This is a genomic window from Methylophaga sp. OBS4, assembly GCF_026319305.1.
Lineage (GTDB): Bacteria > Pseudomonadota > Gammaproteobacteria > Nitrosococcales > Methylophagaceae > Methylophaga.
Genome location: NZ_JAPDMV010000063.1, coordinates 1 through 3,214, shown reverse-complemented (window position 1 = coordinate 3,214; position 3,214 = coordinate 1). Strand labels below are relative to the sequence as shown.

The following is a 3,214-nucleotide window of genomic DNA, read 5'->3' as shown; positions in this document are numbered from 1 at the left end:
GTATTGTTGGATAGGCCGTTCAGTATCGGTGACTGGGTGGTGATAGGTGATGTTGAAGGCTCGGTGGAAACGGTAGGTTTTCGAAGTACGCGGATTCGGACTTTCTATAACTCGCTGGTGACGATGCCTAACTCGATTCTGACCACAACCAAAATCGATAATATGGGCGCCCGCCGTTATCGCCGCATGAGAACCATGCTGGCTTTGACCTATGACACACCGGCAGAGAAAATTGAGGCTTTTTGCGAAGGCATCCGTAAGGTGATCCAGCTGCATCCCTATATGCGTAAAGATTATTATCAGGTCTATTTCAACGAATACGGTGCGGCGTCATTGGACATCCTGGTTTATGTGTTCTGGGCGACACCGGACTGGAATACCGAATTGCGTGAACGGCATCGTTTTTTGCTCGATGTGCTGCGCTTGGCGCGTCAACTGGAGGTTGAGTTTGCTTATCCGACCCAGACGCTTTATCTCAAACGCGGTGATATTGAGCATCCGCCAGCCACGGCGTTCAAACCGAATATGACACAACAAGATGCGTTTGCCCGCGGGCAACAAGAGGCTGAAGCCATCGTCAGCCAGACTTTGGGTGATGAGATCCCGGGCCCGGTTGAGTTTCCCCGTTAGTTAACCGCAGTAAAACAGGTTTTTTAGATTAATGCCAAAGCAGTTTGTTCATTTACACCTACACACTGACTATTCACTGATAGATGGTCTGGTCAGAATTAAACCGCTGGTAAAAACCGTTGCCGAGCAGGGCATGCCGGCGGTTGCGATTACCGACCAGCACAACCTTTTTGCCGCTGTGAAACTGTTCAATGCGGCAATGCAGGCCGGGGTGAAGCCTATTTTAGGCGCCGACATGCGCTTGCGCGATCCGGCTGATGCGAAACAAAGTACCCGCTTTGTGTTGCTGTGTATGAACCTGGAAGGCTTTCACAACCTGTCGCGGCTGTTGTCCAGAGCTTATATGGAAGGTCAGCATCTCGGGGTACCGATGCTGGAAGCCGAATGGCTGCAAGGGCAGACTGACGGGCTGATATGTCTGTCTGGCGGCCGTGAAGGGGCGTTGGGCAAAGCCTTGCTCAATCATCAGCGTGACGAAATCGAACAGCAATTACAGTTCTGGCAACAACAGTTTCCTGATCGCTTTTATCTGGAGTTGATCCGGACCGGCAGAGAAGATGAAGAACGTTTCCTGCGGGCAGCTGTGAAGTTGGCGGCAAGTCACGATATTCCGGTGGTAGCCAGTAATGATGTGCGTTTTCTGACGCCAGATCAGTTTGAAGCCCATGAGGCCAAAGTGTGTATCAATGAGGGCCGGTTGCTGGATGATCCGCGGCGGCCACGACATTATTCCGAACATCAGTATCTGCGCACGGCCGATGAGATGGTACGCCTGTTTGAAGATATCCCGGAAGCGATAGAAAACACCATTGAAATCGCCAAGCGTTGTAACCTCGAACTGTCGCTGGGCGAGCATTATCTGCCCGATTTTCCGGTACCGGAAGGAATGACGATTGACGAGTTTTTCACTCAAGAGTCCTACCAAGGGCTGGATGAACGCTTGCAAGTCCTATTTCCGGGTGAGCAGGAACGGGAAGCCAATAAAGGCCGTTTTCAGGAACGTCTGCAGATTGAACTGGATGTTATCAACCAGATGGGCTTTCCCGGTTACTTTTTGATCGTTGCCGACTTTATCCAGTGGGCGAAAAACAATGGGGTGCCGGTGGGGCCGGGCAGGGGCTCGGGTGCCGGTTCTCTGGTGGCTTATGCATTAAAAATCACCGATCTGGATCCGTTGCAGTACGATTTGCTGTTTGAACGTTTCCTCAACCCGGAACGGGTCTCACTGCCTGATTTTGATGTCGATTTCTGCATGGATGGCCGCGATCGGGTTATTGAATATGTGTCGCAGCACTACGGCCGTGATCATGTGTCGCAGATCATCACTTTCGGGACCATGGCTGCCAAAGCCGTTTTACGCGACGTGGGCCGGGTTCTGGGCCATCCATATGGTTTTGTTGATCAATTGGCAAAATTGGTGCCGTTTGAGCTGAAAATGACCTTGAGCAAGGCGATGGAACAGGAGCCTTTGCTGAAAGAGCGTTATGACAAAGAAGAAGAAGTTAAAACGCTGATCGATCTGGCGCTGCAGCTGGAAGGGCTGACCCGGAATGTCGGTAAACATGCCGGGGGGGTGGTGATAGCCCCCAAGGTATTGACCGAATACACGCCGATTTACTGCGAACATAACGGTGCCGGTCTGGTATCGCAATTCGACAAGGATGATGTGGAAAGCGTCGGTCTGGTCAAGTTCGACTTTCTGGGCCTGAAAACCCTGACGGTTATCGACTGGGCGATGAATAATGTGCGCACGCTGTTGCCGGCGGAAGAGGCGGACAAAATAGATATCGCCAATCTGCCGTTGGATGATAAGCCGACTTATGATTTGTTGAAACGTTGTGAAACCACAGCGGTGTTCCAGCTTGAATCGCGAGGTATGAAAGAGCTGGTCAAACGGCTGCAACCGGATAATTTTGAAGATATTATCGCGTTGGTGGCTTTGTTCCGTCCCGGGCCATTGCAGTCGGGCATGGTTGACGACTTTGTAAATCGCAAGCATGGCCGTGCCAGGGTGGATTACCCGCATCCGGATCTGGAACCGGTGTTGAAACCGACCTACGGCGTTATCGTCTATCAGGAACAGGTTATGCAGATCGCGCAGATCCTGGCCGGTTACAGCCTGGGCGGTGCCGATATGCTGCGTCGCGCCATGGGTAAAAAGAAAGCGGAAGAAATGGCCGAGCAGCGCCAAATCTTTCTGGAAGGCGCTGAGAAACGCGGTATCAGTGAAAAAGAAGCCGGTCCCATCTTTGATTTGATGGAGAAATTTGCCGAATACGGTTTTAACAAATCACACTCGGCCGCCTACGCCCTGGTGGCCTATCAGACAGCCTGGTTGAAAGCCCATTATCCGTCAGCTTTCATGGCCGCAGTATTGTCCGCGGATATGGATAATACCGATAAGGTAGTCGGGCTTATCGACGAATGTCGTGATATGAAACTGACCGTGCAGCCACCGGACGTCAATTTCAGCAAGATTCAGTTTACCGTCGAAGATGATAAAACCATCCGTTATGGGCTGGGGGCGATTAAAGGGGTGGGCGAATCGGCGCTGGCCGGAATTGTGGCAGAACGTGAGCAAGGC

The 3,214-nt window shown here is 51.8% G+C and carries 2 protein-coding genes; both read left to right on the top strand.

All coding sequences use genetic code 11. The annotated features are described in order from the left end of the window. Positions 1 to 630, top strand: a 630-nt coding sequence (locus tag OMP95_RS12465) for a mechanosensitive ion channel family protein (RefSeq protein ID WP_266329331.1), incomplete at its 5' end; no start/stop codon positions are given. Positions 631 to 661: 31 nt separating this feature from the next. Then, on the top strand, positions 662 to 3,214 hold a 2,553-nt coding region (gene dnaE / locus OMP95_RS12460; protein ID WP_266329329.1), incomplete at its 3' end, for a DNA polymerase III subunit alpha.